The sequence below is a fragment of the Kitasatospora sp. NPDC089509 genome, from assembly GCF_044749365.1.
GTDB lineage: Bacteria > Actinomycetota > Actinomycetes > Streptomycetales > Streptomycetaceae > Kitasatospora.
Window position 1 is genome coordinate 15,566 of the sequence record NZ_JBIVHS010000001.1, and the last position, 20,664, is coordinate 36,229.

19 protein-coding genes are annotated in these 20,664 nt (G+C 74.8%); 12 read left to right on the forward strand and 7 right to left on the reverse strand.

Annotated elements, in window-relative coordinates:
* The first annotated feature begins 162 nt into the window (after nucleotides 1–162).
* Together ACIP4P_RS00055 and ACIP4P_RS00060 are read left to right on the forward strand one after the other, a co-directional pair.
* On the forward strand, nucleotides 163–915 hold the full coding sequence (locus ACIP4P_RS00055; protein ID WP_400913042.1) for a thioesterase II family protein: 753 nt from the start codon (nucleotides 163–165) through the stop codon (nucleotides 913–915).
* A 144-nt stretch (nucleotides 916–1,059) separates the two neighbouring features.
* Nucleotides 1,060–2,292: a styrene monooxygenase/indole monooxygenase family protein gene (locus ACIP4P_RS00060; protein WP_400913044.1), complete on the forward strand. Its 1,233-nt coding sequence runs from the start codon at nucleotides 1,060–1,062 to the stop codon at nucleotides 2,290–2,292.
* 8 nt (nucleotides 2,293–2,300) lie between these two features.
* Here ACIP4P_RS00060 and ACIP4P_RS00065 read toward each other — a convergent pair whose 3' ends face one another.
* Together ACIP4P_RS00065 and ACIP4P_RS00070 are read right to left on the reverse strand one after the other, a co-directional pair.
* Nucleotides 2,301–2,960 carry a LuxR C-terminal-related transcriptional regulator gene (locus ACIP4P_RS00065; protein WP_400913047.1) on the reverse strand — a complete coding sequence of 220 codons (660 nt, stop codon included), beginning with the start codon at nucleotides 2,958–2,960 and terminating at the stop codon, nucleotides 2,301–2,303.
* A complete protein-coding gene (locus tag ACIP4P_RS00070; RefSeq protein ID WP_400913049.1) occupies nucleotides 2,948–4,198 on the reverse strand; it encodes a histidine kinase in 1,251 nt (416 codons plus the stop codon). Before ACIP4P_RS00070 ends, ACIP4P_RS00065 begins: the two co-directional genes overlap by 13 nt.
* A 327-nt stretch (nucleotides 4,199–4,525) precedes the next feature.
* Here ACIP4P_RS00070 and ACIP4P_RS00075 point away from each other — a divergent pair, with 327 nt between their 5' ends.
* The 3 genes from ACIP4P_RS00075 (at nucleotide 4,526) to ACIP4P_RS00085 (ending at nucleotide 7,274) form a co-directional block, all read left to right on the forward strand.
* The gene (locus ACIP4P_RS00075; protein ID WP_400913052.1) at nucleotides 4,526–5,248 is read left to right on the forward strand and encodes a lysostaphin resistance A-like protein; all 723 of its coding nucleotides are present in this window, start codon (nucleotides 4,526–4,528) and stop codon (nucleotides 5,246–5,248) included.
* Nucleotides 5,249–5,347: 99 nt separating this feature from the next.
* The gene (locus ACIP4P_RS00080) at nucleotides 5,348–5,803 is read left to right on the forward strand and encodes an archease (RefSeq protein WP_350512130.1); all 456 of its coding nucleotides are present in this window, start codon (nucleotides 5,348–5,350) and stop codon (nucleotides 5,801–5,803) included.
* Nucleotides 5,804–5,828: 25 nt separating this feature from the next.
* Nucleotides 5,829–7,274: an RtcB family protein gene (locus ACIP4P_RS00085; RefSeq protein ID WP_400913054.1), complete on the forward strand. Its 1,446-nt coding sequence runs from the start codon at nucleotides 5,829–5,831 to the stop codon at nucleotides 7,272–7,274.
* 85 nt (nucleotides 7,275–7,359) lie between these two features.
* Here ACIP4P_RS00085 and ACIP4P_RS00090 read toward each other — a convergent pair whose 3' ends face one another.
* Complete coding sequence (locus ACIP4P_RS00090) at nucleotides 7,360–8,850, reverse strand: carboxylesterase/lipase family protein (RefSeq protein ID WP_400913056.1); 1,491 nt, start codon at nucleotides 8,848–8,850, stop codon at nucleotides 7,360–7,362.
* Between the two features lie 110 nt (nucleotides 8,851–8,960).
* On the opposite strand from ACIP4P_RS00090, the gene ACIP4P_RS00095 reads away from it, so the two are divergent.
* The 6 genes from ACIP4P_RS00095 to ACIP4P_RS00120 all read left to right on the forward strand — a co-directional run bounded on the left by ACIP4P_RS00095 (nucleotide 8,961) and on the right by ACIP4P_RS00120 (nucleotide 14,613).
* Complete coding sequence (locus tag ACIP4P_RS00095) at nucleotides 8,961–9,578, forward strand: TetR/AcrR family transcriptional regulator (RefSeq protein WP_400913059.1); 618 nt, start codon at nucleotides 8,961–8,963, stop codon at nucleotides 9,576–9,578.
* Between the two features lie 95 nt (nucleotides 9,579–9,673).
* The gene (locus tag ACIP4P_RS00100) at nucleotides 9,674–10,720 is read left to right on the forward strand and encodes a TIGR03617 family F420-dependent LLM class oxidoreductase (RefSeq protein ID WP_400913061.1); all 1,047 of its coding nucleotides are present in this window, start codon (nucleotides 9,674–9,676) and stop codon (nucleotides 10,718–10,720) included.
* A 194-nt stretch (nucleotides 10,721–10,914) separates the two neighbouring features.
* Nucleotides 10,915–11,412 (forward strand): hypothetical protein, encoded by a 498-nt coding sequence (locus ACIP4P_RS00105; RefSeq protein WP_400913063.1) that lies wholly within the window; start codon nucleotides 10,915–10,917, stop codon nucleotides 11,410–11,412.
* Nucleotides 11,409–13,217 carry a GMC family oxidoreductase gene (locus tag ACIP4P_RS00110; RefSeq protein ID WP_400913065.1) on the forward strand — a complete coding sequence of 603 codons (1,809 nt, stop codon included), beginning with the start codon at nucleotides 11,409–11,411 and terminating at the stop codon, nucleotides 13,215–13,217. Before ACIP4P_RS00105 ends, ACIP4P_RS00110 begins: the two co-directional genes overlap by 4 nt.
* Nucleotides 13,214–14,056, forward strand: coding sequence for a hypothetical protein (locus ACIP4P_RS00115; protein ID WP_400913068.1), 843 nt, complete (start codon nucleotides 13,214–13,216; stop codon nucleotides 14,054–14,056). Before ACIP4P_RS00110 ends, ACIP4P_RS00115 begins: the two co-directional genes overlap by 4 nt.
* An 83-nt stretch (nucleotides 14,057–14,139) precedes the next feature.
* Nucleotides 14,140–14,613 carry a hypothetical protein gene (locus ACIP4P_RS00120; protein ID WP_400913070.1) on the forward strand — a complete coding sequence of 158 codons (474 nt, stop codon included), beginning with the start codon at nucleotides 14,140–14,142 and terminating at the stop codon, nucleotides 14,611–14,613.
* A gap of 178 nt (nucleotides 14,614–14,791) precedes the next feature.
* Here ACIP4P_RS00120 and ACIP4P_RS00125 read toward each other — a convergent pair whose 3' ends face one another.
* The 4 genes from ACIP4P_RS00125 to ACIP4P_RS00140 all read right to left on the reverse strand — a co-directional run bounded on the left by ACIP4P_RS00125 (nucleotide 14,792) and on the right by ACIP4P_RS00140 (nucleotide 18,262).
* A complete protein-coding gene (locus ACIP4P_RS00125; protein ID WP_400913072.1) occupies nucleotides 14,792–15,673 on the reverse strand; it encodes an oxaloacetate decarboxylase in 882 nt (293 codons plus the stop codon).
* A gap of 284 nt (nucleotides 15,674–15,957) precedes the next feature.
* Entirely contained in the window at nucleotides 15,958–16,833 is an 876-nt protein-coding gene (locus tag ACIP4P_RS00130; RefSeq protein ID WP_400913075.1) for a class I SAM-dependent methyltransferase, read from the reverse strand.
* A 228-nt stretch (nucleotides 16,834–17,061) separates the two neighbouring features.
* The gene (locus ACIP4P_RS00135) at nucleotides 17,062–17,601 is read right to left on the reverse strand and encodes a PadR family transcriptional regulator (protein WP_400913078.1); all 540 of its coding nucleotides are present in this window, start codon (nucleotides 17,599–17,601) and stop codon (nucleotides 17,062–17,064) included.
* A gap of 184 nt (nucleotides 17,602–17,785) precedes the next feature.
* The gene (locus ACIP4P_RS00140; RefSeq protein WP_400913080.1) at nucleotides 17,786–18,262 is read right to left on the reverse strand and encodes a flavodoxin family protein; all 477 of its coding nucleotides are present in this window, start codon (nucleotides 18,260–18,262) and stop codon (nucleotides 17,786–17,788) included.
* Nucleotides 18,263–19,232: 970 nt separating this feature from the next.
* Here ACIP4P_RS00140 and ACIP4P_RS00145 point away from each other — a divergent pair.
* Nucleotides 19,233–20,594 carry a serine hydrolase domain-containing protein gene (locus ACIP4P_RS00145; RefSeq protein ID WP_400913082.1) on the forward strand — a complete coding sequence of 454 codons (1,362 nt, stop codon included), beginning with the start codon at nucleotides 19,233–19,235 and terminating at the stop codon, nucleotides 20,592–20,594.
* Nucleotides 20,595–20,664: the final 70 nt, after the last annotated feature.

Here is a 20,664-nt window from a genome sequence, read left to right on the forward strand (position 1 = left end):
ACAGCTGGATCGCAGCGGCGGCGCGCGGCCGGGGCGGCCGGGGTGACCGGGGGCGGCAGGGCCGGGTGATCCAGGTCGCAGGCCGTACCCGTCCCCGGCACGGTGGCCGCACTGCGAGACTGGGGTGAGCAGAGTCCGTCACGGAGAGAGGTCACACCCCGCATGCCCAGCAGCGCAGCCGTCGACAACCCGTGGTTCCGCCGGTTCAACCCGTCCGACTTCGCTCCCGCCCGGATCGTGATCTTCCCGCACGCCGGGGGCTCGGCCGGCTACTACATGGAGTACGCCAAGGCGCTGGCGCCGTACGCCGATGTGCTCGCCGTCCAGTACCCGGGCCGGCAGAACCGCTTCGCGGAGCCGGCGATCGACTCGGTGCCCGAACTCGCCGAGCAGATCTACCGGGAGCTGCGGGAGTGGGTGGACCGGCCGATCCACTTCTTCGGGCACAGCATGGGCGCGGCGGTCGCCTTCGAGACTGCCCGCTGCTTCGCCCGCGACGGCCTGGCCGGGCCCGAGCGGCTCTTCGTGTCCGCCGGCCGGGCGCCCTCGATGCCCCGGGACACCGCGGTGCACACGCTGTCGGACGACGGCATGCTGGACGAGATCATCCGGCTCGGCGGGACGGACGAGCGGATCCTCGACGTGCCCGCCCTGCGCGAGCTGATCATCCCGGCGCTGCGGGCCGACTACACCGCCATCGAGACCTACCGGGCCGCGCCGGACGCCGTCGTCCCCCAGCCGATCACCGCCCTGGTGGGGGAGAGCGACGTCAACGCCACGGTCGAGCACATGGCCCCGTGGGAGCAGCACACCACCGGCGGCTTCACCCTGCGGGTCTTCCCGGGCGGGCACTTCTACGTGGCGGAGCAGCTGGACTCCGTGGTGCGGCTGCTCACCTCGCACCTGCGCGGCTGAGCGCCCGGGCCGACGGCGCCCGGGTGGATCTCGCGCCCGGGTGCCGCCGATCCGGTCGGGCCCCTGCCCGTGGCCCGGCGACTCGGCTAGTGTGCGTGCTTGACGCGCTCTCACCACACTCTCCGACCACCGGGAGGCCGCCGTATGCGCCGGATCGCCGTCGTCGGAGCGGGCCAGGCCGGCCTGCAACTCGCGCTCGGGCTGGTGGCCGACGGGTACGAGGTGACGTTGGTCGCCGAGCGCACTCCGGAGCGGGTGCGGGGCGGGCGGGTGCTGTCCACCCAGGCGATGTTCGGTCCGGCACTGCGGATCGAGGCGGCGGCCGGGCTGGACCTGTGGGCGGGCGACGCCCCGGCGGTGGACTCGGTCGAGGCGACGCTGGTGGCCCCGCCGGCCACCCGCGCGCTGGAGTTCACCATGACCCTGGACGAGCCCGCCCAGTCGGTGGACCAGCGGATCAAGCTGGCCCGCTGGCTGGAGCTGCTCGCCGAGCGCGGCGGGCGGGTCGAGTACCGCTCGCTGGACCGGGCCGGGCTGCACGAACTGGCCCGGCGGCACCAGTTGACCGTGGTCGCGGCCGGGCGCGGCGACCTGGCCGGGATCTTCGAACGCGACCCCGCCCGCTCGCCCTTCGACCGGCCGCAGCGCGCGCTGTCCTGTCTGTACGCCCACGGCGTCGGCGCGCCCGACCCGGCCGCCGGGCCCCGGGCCCGGATGCACGCCCTGCCCGGCCTGGGCGAGCTCTACCTCCAGCCCGCCCTGACGTTCTCCGGCCCCTGCGACATCCTGCTCTGGGAGGCGCTGCCCGGCGGCCCGCTGGACGTGTTCGGCGACGGGCCCGCCGTCGGCGCCCAACTCGACCGGATCCGAGCCCTGTTGGCCGAGTACCTGCCCTGGGAGGCGGAGCTCTGGCGGGACGCCGAGCCGACCGACCCCGGTGCCGGGCTCTCGGGCGCGGTGACCCCGACGGTCCGCCGCCCGGTCGCCGAACTGGGCTCCGGCGTCGACGCCGTGCACGTCCTGGGCCTGGGCGACGCAGTGGTGGTCAACGATCCGATCACCGGTCAGGGGGCCAACGGCGCCGCCCGGGCGGCCGAGGCGTACCGGCGGGCGATCCGTGAACACGGCGACGCCCCGTTCACGGCGGACTGGATGTGCCGCACCGCCGAGCGGTTCTGGCAGCAGCACGCCCGCCACACCGTCGAGTTCACCGCCGCCATGCTCACCATGCCGGACCACCTCCAGGGCGTCTTCGCGGCCGCCGCCGAGCACCCGGCGGTCGCCCGCCGCCTCGCCAACACCTACGCCGAGCCCGGCGACCACGCCGCCTGGCTGGCCACGCCCGAGCTGACCACCGCGTACCTGTCGTCCCTCTGACCGCCGTTCTACGGTCGGCGAGCCCGGCGCTGGGGGGCTCCGAGGTGGGTGAGGACCGCGAGGACGCGCCGGTCGCCGCTGTCCTCGGGCGGGAGGTCGAGCTTCACGAAGATGTTCCCGACGTGCTTGTGCACGGCCCGTTCGGTGACCACCAGGCGATCGGCGATCTCGGAGTTCCCGTACCCCTGCGCCATCATCGCGAGCACCTCGCGTTCGCGTTCGGTCAGCCGGGACAGCAGGTTGCCGCGGGTGGCGAGCAACTGCCGGACCACGTCGGGGTCCAGGGCGGTGCCGCCGGCCGCGACGCGGTGGAGCGCCTCCAGGAAGTCGTCGACGCGGGCGACCCGGTCCTTGAGCAGGTAGCCGACACCGGCGCCGTCGTCGAGGAGTTCCCGGGCGTAGGTGTCCTCGACGTACTGGGAGAGGACGAGGATCGGCAGGCCGGGGAGCCGTTCCCGGGCGCGCAGCGCGGCCCTGATGCCCTCGTCGGTGAAGGACGGCGGGAGCCGGACGTCCACGATCGCCACGTCCGGCCGGTGGTCGACGGCGGCCGCCACGAAGGACTCGGCGTCCCCGGTGGTGGCGAGCACCTGGTTCCCCAGGGCCTCCAGCAGCGCGGTGAGCCCCTGCGCGAGCAGCGCGTTGTCCTCGGCGATCACGATCCGCACGGGCACTCCACGGTGATCAGGGTGGGGCCGCCGGGCGGGCTCTGGACCCGCAGCGTGCCGTCGACCGCCTCGACGCGCTGCCGCATGCCGCGCAACCCGGTGCCGCCGCCCTCGGCCGCGCCGCCGCAGCCGTCGTCGGTGATCTCCGCGCGGAGCGTGTCGCCGGTCCGGGCCAGGGTGACGGCGACGGATCCGGCCCCGGAGTGCTTGGCGGCGTTGGTGAGCGCCTCGGTGATGGCGAAGTACACGGCCACCTCGGTCCGCGCCGGCACGTCGCCGAGTTCGCCGAGTGTGCCGAGTTCGACGGTGGCGGGCACCGGGCAGCGGGCGACGACCGCCGCGATCGCACCGGCGAGGCCCCGGTCGGCGAGGATCGGCGGGTAGACCGAGCGCAGCACGTCGCGCAGCTCGACCATCGCCTCCTCGGCGCCCTCCCGGGCCCGGGTCAGCAACGGGCCGACGGCGGTCGGGTCCTTGCCCAACGTCCGTTCCGCGAGCCCGAGTTGCATGGCCAGCGTGACCAGCCGGGCCTGGGTGCCGTCGTGCAGGTCACGCTCGATGCGGCGCAGTTCGTCGCCGTGCGCGTCGAGCGCCCCGGTACGGGTCCGGTCCAGCGTCGACACCCGCTCGGCGAGCACCGCGGCGGCCGACGGGGCGAGCAGCCACCGGCTCACGGAGGCCGCCAGCCGGGCGAGCAGCGGCGGGCCGAACAGCGCGAGCAGCACGCTGAGCAGCAACTGCGGCACACCGGCGTAGACCGCCGATCCCCAGCTGTCGATCGGGATGTTCAGGATCAGCCTGATCGGATCGTCCGCGGGGAACAGCCACCACAGACAGCCGAGCACGAGCACGGCCGCCGGGAACAGGAACAGCGCCGTGCCGAGCAGCCCGAGCGCCGTGCCGACGACCACGGTGGCGGCCGCCCACCGCAGGTCCCGGCCGGTCGCCGGATCCGACAGCACCGCCGTCAGGCGCCGGCGCGCGTGCGTTCCGGCCGGTGGCGTGGCCGGCGCCCACCGCCCCAGCCGGGTGCGTTCGCGGTCGGCCAGCCGACGCAGCAGCCGGAGTTCGTGCGGCAGGACGAGCAGTCCCGCACCGACCAGGCAGAGGACGGCCGAGTAGACCAGGACGGGCACCAGCACGGCCAGGGCCAGTGCCTGGCCGAGCACGGTCGCGCAGTACCCGGCGGCCCGGGCGGAACGCGCCGCCCGCGCCCACGTTGTCGACGATTGGTTCACGCCGACCAGTCTTGCCGCTCCGCGGGCCCCGACGCAGTGGAGCGTGCTACACCATCGATCGACGGGCCTGCGCGATCGCCCGGGTCGGCCCGCGGTTCGTAGCGTCACGGCCATGAAATCGACGAGTACGACGAGTTCGGCGGGTTCAACGAGTTCGACGAGTGCGACGGGCTCCACGGGACGTCCCCGCGTCGAGCTCCCGCTCTTCCTGACGATCAGTTTCGTCGGCGCCTGGATCACCATGGTCCGCTCTGGGCGGACGGCCTGCGCCGGACCAGCGCCGGGCAGGGGACGCCCCGGCTCGCCGCGCTGTGCATGGTCCTGATGATGCTGGTGCCCGCACTGACCGCGTTCGGCCTGAGCGCGTTCGGACCGACGGCGCGCGGCCGGGGGCCGCGCCGGGCCGCGCGGGACCTCGGGCTCGCCAGGGTCAACCCGTGGCGGCACGAACTCCGCTCGGTCGCGGTCGCGTTGACGATCCCGCTCGGCCTCACCGCCGCCGGTCTGACCCTGGCCGCGCTGGTCGGCTGGTACGACCCCGCGCACCTGCCGGGGCCGGCCGAGGTGCTGCCGCTGGTGCTGAGCGCGGTGCTGTCCGTCCCGCTGTACTTCGGTGAGGAACTCGGCTGGCAGGGCTACCTGTTGCCGCGACTGCTCCGGTTCGGCAGGATGCGGGGCCTGCTGCTCGGCGGCGCGATCTGGGGGGCATGGCACGTGCCGATGACGGCGCTCGGTGGAAGCTATCCGGGCCATTCGGTGCTGCTGGGCGTGCCCGTGGCCGTGGTGACCGCCATGCTGCTCGGAACGGTGATCGCCTCGATCCGGTTGTCCACCGGATCGGTGTGGGCGGCCGTCGCGGCGCACCTGTCGCTCAACGAGTTCACGCTTCCGCTCACCCGGGTGGTGTCGGGCCGGGTGGTCGACCCGCTGCTCGCGGGCCCGCTGTCCGCCTCGACCTGGCCGGTGACCGGGCTGGCCGTGCTGGGCATCTGGCTCGCCCACCGACGGAGTGCCGGCCGCGCCCCGATGCCGACCGTGCCCCGGTCCTGATCGCCGCCGGTCCCGATCGTCCCTGATCCCGGTTGCCTCCGGCCCGGTCGCGGGACCAGGCTGGAGGGAGGACGGCAGGGGGTGCGGGAGGCGTCGGTCGTGGACGGTCCCCGGCCCGCCGGGCGGTCCGGGCGCGGCCACCGGAGTGTGCCGCACACGGCGGACCTGCGGGTGGAGGCGTGGGCGCCGACGGCCGAGGGCTGCATCGGCGAGCTGGTGCACGCCGTGGTCGGCGGCTTCGCCGACCTGTCCGGGGCGCGGGTCGTCGGCGAGCGCGCCTGTACCGTGCTCGCGGCGAGCGGGCCGGACCTGCTCGCGGGCGTCCTGGAGGAGGTCATCTACCGGATGGACGCCGACGGCGAACTGCCCCTCGCGCTCGCGCTCGGACCGATCCGGGGCCTGGACGGCGCCCTCGGCGTCGAGGTGCGCTTCCGGATGGTCGACACCGCCACCGTCGCGCCGGTCGGCTCGGTGCCGAAGGCCGTCTCGCTGCACGGCCTGGAACTGGCCGAGGGGCCGGGCGGCTGGGCCTGCGCGGCCACCATCGACGTCTAGCCGACGTGAGCCGAGGTGAGCCGGGGTGAGTGGGGTGAGCGAGGTGGAGATCGCACTGGTCGAGGCGGGTCGCTGTCGCTGGCGGATCGAGCCGCGCCCGCCGATGCGGGTGCCGGGCGTGGTCTTCGCGACCGCTGCGCTGCTGCCGCAGGACACCGGGGACCGCGCGCTGGAGCAGGTCGCCAACGTGGCCGCGCTGCCCGGGATCGTCCGCGCCTCCTACGCGATGCCGGACGTGCACTGGGGCTACGGCTTCCCGATCGGCGGGGTCGCCGCGACCGACGTCGAGCGGGGCGGGGTGGTCTCGCCGGGCGGGGTCGGCTTCGACATCTCCTGCGGGGTCCGGCTGCTCGCCGCCGGGGTGGCCCGGGAGGAGCTCGACGCCGAGCGGATCCGCCGCCTGATGGACCTGTTGGACCGGACCGTCCCGCGCGGGCTCGGCCGCGGCGGCCTGTGGCAGCTGTCCGGGCCGGAGGAGCTGGACGAGCTGTTGCTCGGCGGGGCCCGGTACGCCGTCGAGCACGGCCATGGGGTGCCGCGCGACCTGGAGCGCTGCGAGGACCGCGGCGTGCTGCCCGGCGCCGCCCCCGGTGAGGTGAGCACCCGGGCCGTCGAGCGGGGTCTCCACCAGGTCGGCAGCCTGGGCTCGGCCAACCACTTCCTGGAGGTGCAGGCCGTCGACCGGGTGCACGACCCGGCCACCGCCGCCGCGTTCGGGCTGCGGGCGGGCCAGGTCTGCGTGATGATCCACTGCGGCTCGCGCGGCCTCGGGCACCAGATCTGCACCGACCACGTGCGGGCCATGGACCGTGAGCTGCAGCACCACCGGATCGAGCTCCCGGACCGCCAACTCGCCTGCACCCCGGTGGACTCCGCGCGCGGCCGGGCCTACCTGGGGGCGATGACCGCCGCGGCCAACTACGGCCGGGCCAACCGGCAGCTGCTCTCCGAGGCCGCCCGGCGGGCCTTCGCCACCGCGCTGGGCGTCGGGCTGGAGCTGGTCTACGACGTCTCGCACAACCTCGCCAAGCTGGAGACCCACGAGGTGGACGGCGCGCCTCGCAGGCTCTGCGTGCACCGCAAGGGCGCCACCCGCGCCCTGCCACCCGGGGACCCGGAGCTGCCCGCCGACCTGGCCGGGGCCGGGCAGCCGGTGCTGGTGCCGGGGACGATGGGCACCGCCTCGTACGTCATGGTCGGGCTGCCCGGAAACGAGGCCTTCCGCTCGGCCTGCCACGGTGCCGGACGGGTGTGGAGCCGCCACCAGGCGTTGCGCACGGTGCGTGGCGAGCGGCTGCGGGAGGAGTTGGAGGCGCGCGGGGTCGCGGTCCGGCCCGCCTCGCTGCGCGCCCTGGCGGAGGAGACGCCCGAGGCGTACAAGGACGTGGACGCGGTGGCCGTCACCACCGAGGCGGCCGGCCTGGCCCGGCCGGTCGCCCGGTTGGTGCCGCTCGGGGTGTGCAAGGGCTGACCGAGGGTGGGGAAGGGTGGGGCGTGGCGGGGCGTGGCGGGGCGGGCCCGGACCGGCTTCGACCGGTCCGGCCCGCCGACGGGGCTCAGGTCAGGTCGAAGGCGGTCGGCCCCTGGCCCGCCCAGATGGTGCGGGAGGCCTGTTCGGGGTAGCGGACGGTCTCCGAGGGCGCGTCCAGGACCCGGGTGAGCTGCTGCTGCGGCTCGTACCGGGCCCAGCCGGGGTCGCCGGTGGTGACGAAGTCGATCCAGGCCTGCCGGAGTTCCCGGGAGACCTCGACGGTCTCCGGGGTCACCGGCTCGCCGAGGAAGGGCCGGGCCGCCGGGCTGTCCAGGGTGCCGAAGGCGAGCGGGATGTCCAGGCCGTGGCAGGGGCCGAACAGCCCGTCCATGCCGGGGGCGGGGAAGGCGAGTTCGAAGAGGTACGAGGTGCCGCCGGCCGCCGCGTTGCCCTCGGCGAGGTGCAGCGAGGGCATCCGGAACAGGGCGTCGGAGGTGACGGCCGTGAGCAGGTCCTCGGGGGTGGCGCCGGGGAGGGCGGCGCGGTAGGCGTCCGGGCCGGCGGGGCGCGGGGCGAGCTGGTCGAGGGCGGTGCGGGCCTCCGGCTCGGTGAAGCCGCCGTGCCGGCCGGCCAGCACCGCGAACAGCCGGAACTCGTCCCGGGTGTGGCCGACCAGCAGCTCGGTGCCGGCGGCCCGTCCGGCGGCCAGGGCGGTCCAGGGCTCCTCGGTGAGGACCTCGCCGTCGACCACCGGGACGGTGGTGACACCGGTCTGGGCGAGCCGCCCCCAGCGGGGGAGCTGCTCGGGCAGGGTGGCGTTCAGTTCGGTGACCGCGGCCGCCAGCCGCCAGGGGTCGATCTCGGCGAGGGCGGCGGCGGTGGGGGCGGTGCCGACCTGCTTCGCCAGGGCGGCGGTGACCTCGGCGGCCAGCGCGGGGGTGGCGAGGTTGCCGCCGACGGAGTGGGCGACGGCCCGTCGGAACAGGCCGCGGGCCCGGTCCATGGTGAGCAGCGCGGCGACCGAGGAGGCGCCGGCGGACTGACCGGCGACGGTGACCCGGTCGGGGTCGCCGCCGAACGCGGCGATGTTCCGCCGGACCCACTCCAGGGCGGCGACCTGGTCGAGGAAGGCCCGGTTGGCCGGGACGCCGTCGAGGAGGGCGAAACCCTCCGCGCCCACCCGGTAGTTGACGGCCACCACGACCAGCCCGGCCCGGGCCAGCTCGGTCGGGTCGTACAGCGGGTCGCCGGCGGTGCCGGCCATGAAGCCGCCGCCGTGGATCCAGACCAGCACCGGCAGGCCGGCCGTGCCCGGGTCCGGGGTGCAGACGTTGAGCGTCAGCCAGTCGGTGCCGGTGGTCGGTTCGGCGGTCAGCGGCCCGGACTGGGGGACGACGGGGCCGAACTCGAAGGCGTCGCGGACGCCGTCCCAGCGTTCGGGCGGGACGGGTGCGGCGAAGCGGAGCGGGCCGACCGGCGGGCGGCCGTACGGGACGCCGCGGAAGACCGCGAGTCCGCGGTCGAGGCGGCCGCGGAGGGTTCCTTCGGTGGTGTGGGCGACGGGCTGCACGAGCATGTGGGCACTCCTCCCTCGGAATGCCCCCAGCGTTATCGGTCACCTGTATTATGTCAAGTGTATGGGGAAACGCCGGGAGAGCCGGAGGAGTCTGGGAGGAGGGCCGGGCCATGCCCAAGCAGGTGGACCACCAGGAGCGGCGCGAGACCATCGCCCGCGCGCTGTGGCGGGTGGTGGAGCGGCGCGGGGCCCGGCACCTGACGCTGCGCGAGGTGGCGCAGGAGGCCGGGATCTCGCTCGGGCAGCTGCAGCACTACTTCGGCTCCCGGGCCGAGCTGCTCGGCTTCGCGATGGACCTGGCCGGGGAGCAGAGCGGGCGGCGGGTGGAGCGGGCGCTGGCGGAGCTGGGCGAACGGCCGCACCCGCGCGCGGTGCTGCGCGCGCTGCTGGTCGAACTGCTGCCACTGCACGCCGACTCCCGGGTGACCAGCCGGATGAGCGCCGCCTACGTGCTGGAGGCGCTGCACGACGAGGAGGTCCGCGCCCGGGCCCGGAGCGGTCTGCTGCAGGGCCGCGGGACGGTCGAGCAGGTGGTCCGGCAGGCGATCGCCGACGGGCTGATCGGGGCCGACCGGGATCCCGTGGTGGAGACCGACCTGCTGCTCGCGCTCACCGGGTTCACCACCCTGCTGGAGCTGAGCGTGGTCGGGCCGGAGGCGGCGCTCACGGCCGTCGACCGGCACCTGGACGGGCTGTTCGCGGGGGAGGGCGGGTCGGCGGTCCGGTGACGGCGTGGCAGGCTGGGCGGGCCGCACCAGAGCAGCACAGCAGCACAGCACCGCAGAAGGCGCCGCCCGCCGGCCCCGTGACCAGGAGCACCAGCATGGACCGACCCGCCGCCCTCCGCCTCGACGCCACCGCCTCCGGGCACCCGGCCGGCATCCTCGACGCCGCCGAGCAGGCCGAACGCCGGGGCATGGACCGGCTGGTGGTCGCCGAGACCGCGTACGACCCGTTCCTGCAGCTGGCCCGGGCCGCCGACCGCACCGAGTCGATCGAACTGGCCACCGGCATCGCGGTGGCCTTCGCCCGGACCCCGATGACGCTGGCCTACCAGGCCTGGGGGCTGCACGCGGCCTCCGGCGGCCGGGCCGTCATCGGGCTGGGCTCGCAGGTCAAGCCGCACATCGAGAAGCGCTTCGGGATGCCCTGGGACCGCCCGGCGGCGCGGATGGCCGAGTACGTGCACGCGGTGCGGGCGATCTGGCACAGCTGGCAGACCGGTGAACGGCTGCGGTTCCGCGGCGAGTTCTACCGCCACACGCTGATGACACCGGTCTTCTCGCCCGACCCCGTCCCGGGCGGGGTGCCCCGGATCCTGCTGGCGGGGGTCGGGCCGCTGATGACCCGCACCGCCGGGGCGGTGGCGGACGGCTTCCTCAACCACCCGTTCTCCTCCACCGCCTACCTCACCGAGCAGGTGCTGCCCGGGTTGGCCGAGGCGCGCGGGCGGTCCGAGGCGGAGGGGGCCGAGTGGACCGGGCGGCCGTTCGAGATCGTCGGCAACGTGCTCACGGCCACCGGCCGGACCGAGGAGGAGCTGGCGGCCAACCGGGCCGGGGTGCGGGAGCGGCTGGCGTTCTACGCCTCCACCCCGGCCTACCGTCCGGTGCTGGCCCAGCACGGGTGGGAGGGGCTGCAGGAGGAGCTGCACACCCACTCGGTGCGCGGGCGCTGGGCGGAGATGACGGCACTGATCTCCGACGAGGTGTTCGACGCCTTCGCGGTGTCCGGCACGGTCGAGGAGGCCGCGCGGGAGATCCACCGGCGGTACGCGGGGCTGGTCACCCGGCTGTCCGTCAACCTGCCCGAGGACGCGGACCCGGCGCTCGGCCTCGACGTGCTGGCGGCGGTGCGGGCGCTGGGCTGAGCGGAAGCGGTCCGGAGCCATTGCCGCAGGGGCGCTAATCGGTCAGAGACTGATCAAGACCGGGCACATTCGCGCAAGCGGTTCCCCGGCGGTCAGCCCGGGCGGCAGGATCGCGCTGAGCAGGAGGATCGCGCCGGGAGCGGCGCGGGACTGTCATGTCTTGGCCACTCGATGTCGATCACGGGGGTGCCCGGGTGTCCGTGTCCGACGACCGCAGCGCAGCAGGACCGCCGGAGGAACCGTACCGCGCGGACGACCCGTCGGAGCCGGCCGCCGAGGAGCCGTACGGTCCCGCGTACCCGCACCTCGCTGACTACTCGCACACCACCGAGGACCCGTACGGGAGTTGGGGGACCGTCGAGGACGACGAACTGGCGGACCTCGACGACTTCCTGCGCGTCTGCGCCGAACTGACCGGCTTCGACGTCCCCGAACTGCGGGCCACCGGCATGGCGGACGAGCACCACCGCACCGCCCTGTCCCACCGGGTCCGCGACGAACACGCCCTGGTCCACCTCTGGTACGTCGGCAGCTGGCCCGGCGAGGCCCCCTCCTCCGCCCGCGCCCACGACCGGGGCCTGGTCTGGCGCACCTTCCGGGCCGTCCCGCCCGGCTCCGCCGCACCCGGCCACGGCAGTTGGGCCGAGGCGCCGGGCGGGGCCGAGGCCCGGAGGGAGGGCGAGGAGCGGTGAACGGATCCGCGGACACCCCGCACTGGGACGCCGTCGTGGTCGGCGCGGGCTTCGCCGGCAGCCTGGTCGCCCAGCGGCTCGGCGCCCAGGGCTGGCGGGTGCTCGTCCTGGAGGCCGGCCGGACCGCGCCCGGCGCCGCCGAGACCGCCGCCGCCCACCGCGCCGCCGGCGGCGGCCCGCCCACCGCGCCCTACCCGCACAGCCCCGACGCGCCGTCACCCGACGTCACCGACCTCACCGGCCTCCCCGAGGGCGGCTTCACCGTCACCGGGTACCTCCGCCAGTACGGACCGCTGCCCTACGCCAGCGGCTACCTGCGCGCCAACGGCGGCACCGGACTGCTCTGGACCGGCCTCGCCCCGCGGATGCACCCCGAGGACTTCCGCACCGGCGACCTCGGCCACGGCCGCAACTGGCCGATCGGCTACCACGACCTGGAACCGCACTACCGCGAGGCCGAACGGGAACTCGGCGTCGCCGCCGACGCCGAGGAACAGCGCCGGGCCGTCGGACTGCCGATCCCGGACGGCTACGCCTACCCGATGCGGGCCGTCCCGGCCAGCTACCTCGACCGGCAGCTGGCCCGCGCCCTGGACGGCCGCACCGTGCGCGACCCCGCCGCACCCGACCCGGCCCGGCTCGCCGTCACCGCCACCCCGCACGCCCGCAACGGCCTGCCCACCCGGCCCGGCGCCGACCACGGCCCGCCCTGCGCGGGCAGCGCCAGCTGCGTCCCGGTCTGCCCGACCGGCGCCAAGTACACCCCGCTGCGCACCCAGGCCCGCTGGGCGCCCACCGTCGAGCTGCGCACCGAGGCCGTGGTCGGCCGGGTGCTCGCCGACCCGGTGACCGGCCGGGCCACCGGGGTCGAGTACCTGGCCGACGGCACCGCCCACCGGGTCACCGCGGAGCTCGTGGTGCTCGCCGCGCACGCGATCGAGAACGCCCGACTGCTGCTGCTGTCCGGCCTGGCCAACCGCAGCGACCAGGTCGGCCGGAACCTGATGGACCACCCCGTGCTGCTCACCTGGGGCCTGATGCCCGGCCCGGTCGGCCCCTACCGGGGGCCCGGCTCCACCAGCGGACTGGAGGCCTTCCGCTTCGGCGGGGCGCGCCGTCGGCGGGCGCCGTTCCGGATCGAGATCGGCAACTGGGGCTGGTCCTGGGCCGGCGGCGGCCCCGAGGCGGAGACGGCCGCGCTGCTCGCCGCCGGAGTGCGCGGCAAGGAGCTGCGGGAACGGCTCGGCGACCGGCTGGGGCGTCAGTTCTCGTTCCAGTTCGAGCTGGAGCAGACCGCCGACCCGACCAACCGGGTCACCCTCGACCGGGAGCGGCGCGACCCGCTCGGCCTGCCCGTCCCGGCGATCCACTACGACCTGGACGGGTACGTCCGCGAGGGCATGGCCTCCGCCCGGGCCGTCTCCGACCAGATCTTCACCCTGCTGGGCGCCGAGGACCACACCGCCTACCCGGGCGGTGATTGGCCCGGCCGGCTGGAGCACCGCGGCCGGGTGCACGGCTACCGGGGCGCCGGGCACGCCGGCGGCACCCACCTGATGGGCGACGCCCCCGGCACCTCCGTGGTCGACCACTGGCAGCGCAGCTGGGACCATCCCAACCTGTACGCCGTCGGCTGCGGCTCGATGCCCTCGCTCGGCACCTCCAACCCCTCGCTCACCATGGCCGCCCTCGCCCTGCGCAGCGCCGAACGGATGCACCGGGACCTGCTGGAGCTGCGGCGGCCGGCCACCCTCGGTTCCCCCTCCTCCCCCTCCTCCCCCTCCTCGTCCTCGGAGTCCTCATGACCGGTCTGCCGTTGCCGCCCGTCCCGGAGCCGTACGTCCTGCCCTTCCAGTACGGCGCGCTGCACAACATCGGCGTCGACTACCTGGTGGAACCCGAGCGGGCCCGCCGGCTGCTCGCCAAGCGCCACCCCGGGCTGACCGCGGCCGTCTTCGACGGCGGGGCCTGCGTCTCGCTCAACTACCAGCTGTACTTCGCCCAGTACCCCAACGGCGGCGGCATCACCGAGGAACTGGAGATCAACCTGATCGCCCACCCGGCGTTCGCCGAGGAGCGCATCCCGGCGGTCAACTACGGCCAGTACGCCCGTGGGTACGACCAGACCAAGCTGCTCGGCATCGCCCGGCTGCACGTGCTCTGCGACAACCCGCTGGCCATCGACGCCGGGCGCCGGCTGTACGCCGAGCCCAAGCACCCGGGCTGGTTCGAGACCACCCTGCCCTCGCTCAACGCGCCCGCCGTGCGCGAACGGTGGAGCGTCTCCTGCCGCCGGGCCGAGCTCGGGCCGGACGGGCTGCGCCGGCACCAGGAGGAGATCCTCGCCCTGGACGTCGACCTGGTCGGCCTCACCCCGGAGTCGGTGAACAACACCCCGATCACCGGCTACGGCACCGACGACGAGGGCAAGTTGCTCGCCGGACCGCTCACCGTCCACCAGCCGTACCGCTACTACGCCCTGGACGACCGCACCGCCGAACGGGTCCGGCTGGACCTCGGCAACCCGGCCGAGGAGGCCGCCCGCGACCTCGCCCAACTCCTCGGCGACGCCCCGGCCGCCGGCGTCTGGACCTACCAGTCCGCCCCGGTGGCCGCCCACCACCGCCCCTACTACGTCCGGTGACGGTCGAACCGGGACCGACGGTGCGCTGAGCACCCGGTCCGGCTGGGGCTAGAGTTCCCCCTCGATACGGACGAGGGGGCGGGATGGACGCGGTGGACCTGCCGGAGGCGGCCTACGGGGTCGAGGCGCTGGGGCGGTTGCACGAGCCCGGGGACCACCGGCGGCTGGCCGAGCGGACCGCCGACCCGGAGGTGCTACGGGTGCTGGCCGGTGGCGACTACCCGTTCGTCTGGCGCGTGATCGCCCGGAACGCCGCCACGCCGGTCGAGGTGCTGGCCGCACTCGCCGAGCGGCGGCACTCCAGCTGGGACGACAACGACCGGCTGAAGCTGGTCGCGGCCCGCCAGGACCTCACCGTCGAGGCCCTGGACGGGCTGGTCGAGGTGGTTGCCGAGCGGCTGCGGGAGGGCGAACGGCCGTACGCGGCGGTCCTGTTGCTGGCCCGGCGGCCGGAGGTGCCGGTCGAGCGGGTCACCCGGCTGGGGCACCTGCCGGGTGCCTCCAGGCGGTTGCGGCGGGGGATCGGCCGCGCGCTGGCGGCCCGCCCGTCGGGCTGAGGTCCGAGATGCCGTGGGCCACGGCCGCGCTGAACGCCGGGTGGACGACCGGCAGGATCGAGCCGCGGCCGTTGTTCTCGAAGTGGTCCCGGTTCTCGGAGCGGCCTCCGCCCCTGAAGTGGGTCCCGCCTCGGGCCGCGCCCGCCGTCGGTGGGGCGGGACCGGCGCGGCCCGGCGCTCACACCGTCACGTCCACGCGCCCGCGGGAGCGGGCGATGTTCTGCTCCAGGAGTTCGGTGGACTCCCGCACACCGACCGGCCGGACCTCCCCGGCGGTGGCGGGCAGCCGTCCGTCGTCGCCCTTCAGCTCGGTGAGCGCCTGGTCGATCGCCCGGTGGGAGGCGAACAGGCAGGGCGTGCTGTAGATCGCCACGTCCACCCCGAGGTCGGTGAGCTCGGTGAGCGACAGCCGGGGGGACTTGCCGCCCGCGATCTGGTTGAACAGCAGGGGCTTGTCGCCGACCTCCTTGCGGATCCGGCGGATCCACTCCTCGCTGCGCACGCCGTCGACCAGCACCACGTCGGCGTCGGTCTCGGCCAGCGCGCGGGCGCGGCGCAGGATGTCCTCCTCCTCGGTGGCGTCGGTGCGGGCGACCACCAGGAGGTCGGTCCGCTCGGCCAGGACGAGTTCGAGCTTCGCCAGGTACTCCTCCAGCGGGAGGACCTGCTTGCCGTCGGCGTGGCCGCAGCGGCGCGGGCGCTTCTGGTCCTCCAGGATGACGCCCGAGGCGCCGATGCGTTCGAGCCGGCGCACCACGTGGCAGGCGACCTCGGGATCGACGTAGCCGTCGTCGATGTCGACCAGCAGGTGGTGTTCGGGGAAGGCGCCGCGCAGTCGCTCGACGAAGGCCACCATGTCGGGCCAGGCGATGAAGCCGATGTCCGGCAGGCCGTAGTAGGAGGCGGCGAAGCCGAAGCCGGAGACGAACATGCCGTTGTAGTGCCCGGCGGCGATGGTGGCCGAGTACATGTCGTGAACGCCGATCAGGGGGGTGGTGCCGGCGTCCGCGATCTCGGAGCGGAGGCGCTGACCAGGGCCCGAAGCGTTGGAACCGTGCAACAAGGGTCTCTCCCTACTCGCGACGGAAAGGCCTCAACCCGGCCCTTGCGGGGCCGAGTTGGCATGTACACACTATGCATTCTTTAAGGTTCCATGGGCAAGTCTTTACGGTGGATCCACTCGCGCAGGCGGGGGAGCATGCGGTAGTGCGTCCATCGTATGACATGCACACGCCGTGTGACGCACGGTCAGGAAGTCCGGTCGGGAAGCCCGGTCGCGACGCGAGAGGGCCCCGGTGCTCCAGGGGTCGGAGCGCCGGGGCCGGGGGGCAGGGTGCCGGTGGGTCAGGCGTTCGGGGTGGGCCGGACGGCGCGCCGCTCGCGCAGCGTCCGCAGCACCCGGCGGGTCGCCCGGGTGGCGACCGGCGGGAGCAGGTCCAGCGCGAGTCGGCGCGGGGTGGAGCGCTGGAGCTGCGCGGGCGTCTTGACCTGGTAGTTGAGCCGCAGCACCCGGCGCCCGGCGATGGTGTCCTCGTCGACGGTGTAGCCGTCGGCCCGCCAGTCGCGCTCCAGCAGGACCTGCCGGGCGGCGTCGGCGTCGCCCCAGGTCCCGTAGAACTTCATCGGGGTGAGCAGCACCGGCCGCAGTCCGCCGGTGAAGACCGCCTCCCAGACGGCCGCCGAGACGCCCGGGGTGTGCTCGGAGCGGTAGTCGTCCAGCGAGACCAGGCCGTTCTCGCCGAGCGCGGCCCGGGCCACCAGGATGTCCCCGCTGACGTGCTCGTACAGGTGCGAGGCGTCGACGTGGACGAAGCGGCAACTGCCCGCCGGGATCCGGCCGTCCGCCAGGACCGAGGTGGGCGCCTGCACGATCTCGGGCAACTCGTCGTGGAAGGCCAGGTAGTTGGACTCGAAGGCGCTGCGGGTGAGGGTCTTGCGGTAGGACATCGCCATCTCGGCGGCGTTGTCGGCGTCGCCCGCCTCGGAGTCGAACAGGTCGCAGACGGTCAGCCGTTCGCCCGGCCGCAGGTGGTCGCCGAGCAGCACCGCGCTGCGGCCGAGGTAGCTGCCGAGCTCCAGGACGTCCCCGGTGACCCCGGCCGCCGTCTGGGCGGACAGCAGGTGGGCGAACGCGGCCCGGTCCAGGCCGAAGAACCAGCCGGGGATGTCGTCCCGCCGCTGCGGGGCGGCGGTGGCGGGGGCGGTCACTTCGCTGGGCACGGCTGCCTCCAGGACGGGCGGGGCGCGGTGGTGGGTCACGCCGCGGAGGGGCGCCGTGGTCGTGTGGCAGGTCATCATAGCGAGGGCCGGGGGGTGCGGCGCGAGCTGCGGTGATGCGCAATTCCGGTTCGTCGGCGTGTTGTTCGAAGGGGTGCGCGGACCGGTCGTACGCGCCCGGCGGTCCTCCCCGGTTCGGCGGCGTTCCGGGGTTCGCCGGCCGTCCCCGGCTCAGCCGGCCGCCGGGTCCTCCAGGGCGGCGAGGGTCTCCGTCAGCCAGGCCCGCTCGGCGGCGCCGGAGGCGCGGGCGACCAGCAGCATGCCGCGCCGGAACGGGTTCGGCTCCCGTTCGGCGGTGACCGGGTGGCCGTCCCCGTCGTGGAAGAAGCTGCTCGGCGCCTCCAGGAAGGCCAGTCGGCGGCGCAGCACCGCGGCCTGCCGGGGCGGGTCGGCCAGCTGGTGGAGGAAGGCCGCGAGGGCGAAGAAGCGGATCTGGTCGGTGATCTCGCCCTGCTCCGGATCGGCCAGCCGGCGGAGCAGTTCGGCTCGGCCCGCCTCGGTCAGTTCCAGGGTCTGGCGCGGCGCGGCGCCGCTGCCGGGCTCGGTGCGGCGGTGCAGCAGCCCGCCCTTCTCCAGCCGGGTGATCGCGGGGTAGAGCGCGCCGTCGCTGACCGGGCGGACGTGACCGGTCAACCCGGTGATCCGGGACTTGAGTTCGTAGCCGTGCAGGGGCTGGTCGTACAGGAAGCCGAGGATCGCGAGGGTCAGCACGGTCGGAGCCCTTTCGTCGGAATGCGCCCCATGATGCGCCCTGGAGCGCGGTTCGTGCTACCTCTTGTCGATGTACCTCGGATCGATGTTCATCCAGCTGGTGGGGCCGGCGGAGACGGTGGGGCCCCGGGGGCGGGTGTCGGCGACAGCCGGGTGAGGGCGCGTCGCCGACCCGCGTCGGCGCTCAGGAGGCGCTGCCCGTCCGGGCGGTGAGGGCGGCGGCGAAGGTGTGGGCCGCCGCCAGGTCGCGGGCGTCGGGGCGGTTCTTGTTGATGCCGCCGATCGGCTTGAAGGGGAGCCAGGTGTCGTGGCCGCGGGCCGTGAAACCGTCGATCACCTCGAAGCCCTTCGCCGCCAGCCGGCGCTCCAACGGGCGGGTGAACGGGCGGAAGCCCGGCTCCGGGAGGCCGCTGGTGGCGAACACGAAGGCCCGGCAGGGCTGTCGGGTGGCCGGGAGGGCGTGCACGAAGCGGCGCAGGCGCGGGTGGAGGCGGCCGGTGAAGACCCCCGAGCCGAAGCCGACCAGGTCGGCTTCGGCGAGGTCGGTCGGGTCGAGCTCCTCCGGTTCGACCACCTGGGCGGCCAGCGGCCGGGCGATGGCCTCGGCGATCCGCCGGGTGTTGCCGTGGGACACCGAGACGCACACGATGACGGCCTTCATGATGCTGCTCCCTTCGCTCCGCGGGTGCGGGGGGTGCGGAACGTCCGCGCCCACCAGAGGGACCGGGTGGCGCGGGGGAACGTGACATCGCCGACCGGAGCGGGCCCGGGCGGGGCGGGGAGCCGAACCGAACAGGGCGGGACGTCGGCCGGCCCCAGGCGCATCCCTTTTCCCGGTGGCATCTCCCGTCACATTTCCGCACACCCGCCCCGACCGTCATTCCGGTCACTCCGGCGCACCTGCGAAAATCTGGTATCGGCCAGCCGGAGGCGGACTGCCACGGTTTCGGCCAACCAATTCACATCCGTCATCAGGGGTTCCGCCCGTGGTCGGGAGCCACACCAGGGTTTTTGCCGGTCCGATTCCTATGAGAATTGCTTTCCGTTCAATCGGAAGGGGTTGCGAGCGGGTGATCGGCCGTGAAGACTGTTCCGCGTTCGACTTTCGGATCGTTCGAGCCGTGTTCGGGTCGCCAAGGATTGCGCCGGTTCCCCGGCTGTTGCGGCGGGTTCCGTTCGGTGGCCCGGGGAAGGGCGTAGGGGGGATCACGATGCCGGATGGGGCTACCGCTCGGGGTGCGGGCCGAGAGGGCCGCAGGCCGGTGTGTTCGGGGTGGCCGTCCGGTCCGGCGGGCCGGGCGCGGGCATTCGGTTGCCCGGAGTTTGCCGAGTAGCGGGGAAATCGGGTCGTATTCGTGCCACCCGGCCGTGGCACGACGTCGTGGCCCGGAACCGCTCCGCGTGCGCCGTTGTCGCGCAGTGTCGCGCCGGTAGCCGACTCCATTCGTGTTCCTGCCGTACCGGCCCCGGTCGGGACGGCGTCCGGTCATTCCCGTTGTTCGCGCGGTCTTTGCGCCGTTGCGCGCCGGGGGCCGGAAATTTGGCAAGGCGTTCCTCAGTAATCCGGAAATTCATCCGCGGGCGCCGGCAGCAGCCCGCGGCCGAGAACCACTCAACGGGAGCTACCGCCCATGCCGTACCCCGCCTTGGCGCCGGTCCGCGAGCGCACGCCGCAGCTGTTGCGGCGGGCTTTGCAGGAGCGGCTCGACACGCTCGCGCGCCGCCACCGGGTGCCCGGTGCCCAACTGGTGCTGGACACCGGGTCGGAGGTGCTGGCCCTGCACACCGGTGTGGCCGACGCCGCCACCGGCGCCCCGTTCACCGAGGACACCGCCGTACCGGTCGGCTCGCTGACCAAGCCCTACACCGCGGCCCTGGTGCTGCTCCTCGCCGACGACGGGGACCTCGACCTCGACGACCGGGCCGCCGCCCACCTGCCCGAACTCCGGCACCTTCCCGAAGTAACGATTCGCCAGCTGCTCAGCCACACCGGCGGGCTGCCCACCGGCCCGGACTCCGACGCGGCCGCCCGGACCACCGCGGCGCACTACCTGACCTCGGTCTGCACCGCGCAGGACGCGCTGTTCCGGCCGGGCACGGGCTTCTCCTACTCCAACGCGGGCTACGTCGCGGCCGGACGCCTGGTGGAGGCGGTGACCGGGATGCCGTGGCCGGAGGCAGTCGCAGCCCTGTTGCTGGAACCGCTCGACACCGTGCCCGCCTTCGTCGACACCGTCACGACCGGCGCCGCGCCCGCCCGCCCGGTCGCCGCCGGGCACGCCCGCAACGCCGCGACCGGGCGGGTCCGGCCGGTCCGGCAGAACCTCGCCCCGCTGGAGGCGCCGGCCGGAGCGCTGCTGGTGAGCGCCGCGGACCTCGCCGCGCTCGGCGCCGCCGCGATCGGGCGCTCCAAGGTGCTGCCCCCGGACGCCGCCGAGGAACTGCGCCGCCCGCAGCCCGGCGCCCGGCCGGGCGCCCTGGCCGACGGTTGGGGGCCGGGCCTGGCGCTCTACCGCCAGGACGACCGGCTGTGGTGCGGCCACGACGGCAACGCCATGGGCACCTCCTGCCATCTGCGGGCCGAGCCGGACGGCGGCACCGTGGTCGCCTTCACCGGCAACGCCGGTTCGGCCACCGCGCTCTGGCGCGAACTCGCGGCGGACCTGCGCGAGTTGACCGGGATCGCGGTGCCCGCCGCGATCGCCCCGGTGGCCTCGGGCGAGCCGGTGGTGCCGCCCGGGTGCGTCGGCGGCTACGCCAACGGCGGCATCCGGTACCGGGTCGAGCCGACCCGCGACGGAGGGCTCACCCTCTCCGTGGACGGTGACCTGCCGCTCCCGCTGCGCTGCTACGCCGACCTCAGCTACGACCTGCTCGACCCGGAGACCGGCCGCCCCGAGCCCGGCGGGTGGTTCCACCGGGACCCCGACAGCGGGGTGGTCGACCGGGTGCAGGTGTCCGGGCGCACCGCCCGCCGCGTCGAGCCCGCCTGAGCGGCGCCGCACCCGGCGGGCCGCACCCGCCGTACGGAACCCGCACCACCCGTCGTACGGAACCCGCACC

Bases quoted from the DNA above. Each gene is read 5' to 3' on its own strand.
- ACIP4P_RS00055 (WP_400913042.1), top strand. From the start codon at position 163: ATGCCCAGCAGCGCAGCCGTCGACAACCCGTGGTTCCGCCGGTTCAAC.
- ACIP4P_RS00060 (WP_400913044.1), top strand. From the start codon at position 1,060: ATGCGCCGGATCGCCGTCGTCGGAGCGGGCCAGGCCGGCCTGCAACTC.
- ACIP4P_RS00075 (WP_400913052.1), top strand. From the start codon at position 4,526: ATGCTGGTGCCCGCACTGACCGCGTTCGGCCTGAGCGCGTTCGGACCG.
- ACIP4P_RS00090 (WP_400913056.1), bottom strand. From the start codon at position 8,850: ATGCTCGTGCAGCCCGTCGCCCACACCACCGAAGGAACCCTCCGCGGC.
- ACIP4P_RS00095 (WP_400913059.1), top strand. From the start codon at position 8,961: ATGCCCAAGCAGGTGGACCACCAGGAGCGGCGCGAGACCATCGCCCGC.
- ACIP4P_RS00100 (WP_400913061.1), top strand. From the start codon at position 9,674: ATGGACCGACCCGCCGCCCTCCGCCTCGACGCCACCGCCTCCGGGCAC.
- ACIP4P_RS00115 (WP_400913068.1), top strand. From the start codon at position 13,214: ATGACCGGTCTGCCGTTGCCGCCCGTCCCGGAGCCGTACGTCCTGCCC.
- ACIP4P_RS00120 (WP_400913070.1), top strand. From the start codon at position 14,140: ATGGACGCGGTGGACCTGCCGGAGGCGGCCTACGGGGTCGAGGCGCTG.
- ACIP4P_RS00140 (WP_400913080.1), bottom strand. From the start codon at position 18,262: ATGAAGGCCGTCATCGTGTGCGTCTCGGTGTCCCACGGCAACACCCGG.
- ACIP4P_RS00145 (WP_400913082.1), top strand. From the start codon at position 19,233: ATGCCGTACCCCGCCTTGGCGCCGGTCCGCGAGCGCACGCCGCAGCTG.